The sequence below is a fragment of the Longicatena sp. 210702-DFI.1.196 genome, assembly GCF_020563125.1.
Classification (GTDB): Bacteria; Bacillota_I; Bacilli_A; order Erysipelotrichales; family Erysipelotrichaceae; genus Longicatena; species Longicatena caecimuris.
In genome coordinates, this window is record NZ_JAJCPX010000102.1 from 1 (window position 1) to 534 (window position 534).

Annotated in this window: 1 protein-coding gene; it reads left to right on the forward strand. The window is 34.6% G+C overall.

Going from position 1 to position 534, the window contains the following annotated elements; translation table 11 throughout:
* Positions 1-133: 133 nt before the first annotated feature.
* A partial coding sequence (tnpA, locus tag LI241_RS15555; protein WP_119983653.1) for an IS200/IS605 family transposase occupies positions 134-534 on the forward strand: 401 nt, incomplete at its 3' end.

The following is a 534-nucleotide window of genomic DNA, read 5'->3' on the forward strand; positions in this document are numbered from 1 at the left end:
TTGTATGAGAAAACCCCCAGATAGTCTGGGGGTTCCGTAGAGCTTTAGCGATGAGCCTTTAAAAATAAAACTCCTTTTGATAGAATAAGAATGCGGTCTGGCAACTGCATAAAAATCAAAAGGAGGACAAATAATGAATAATAATCCATTAAATGACGTACATACTTTATCACACACCACATGGAATTGCAAATACCACATAGTCTTTGCGCCAAAGTATAGAAGAAAAGTTTTTTATGGAGAAAAGCGACTAGAAATAGGAGCAATACTGAGAGAATTATGCGAGTGGAAAGGTGTGAAAATTATAACAGCAGAAGTATGCCCAGATCATGTGCATATGCTAGTTGAAATCCCACCTAAAATGACAGTATCAGGATTTATGGGATTTCTGAAAGGGAAAAGTAGTATTATGATCTATCAGAAATGGGGGAATATGAAATATAAATATAGGAATCGATCATTTTGGTGTAGAGGATATTATGTAGATACAGCAGGAAAGAATGACAAAGTAATTGAAGCATATATAAAAAATCA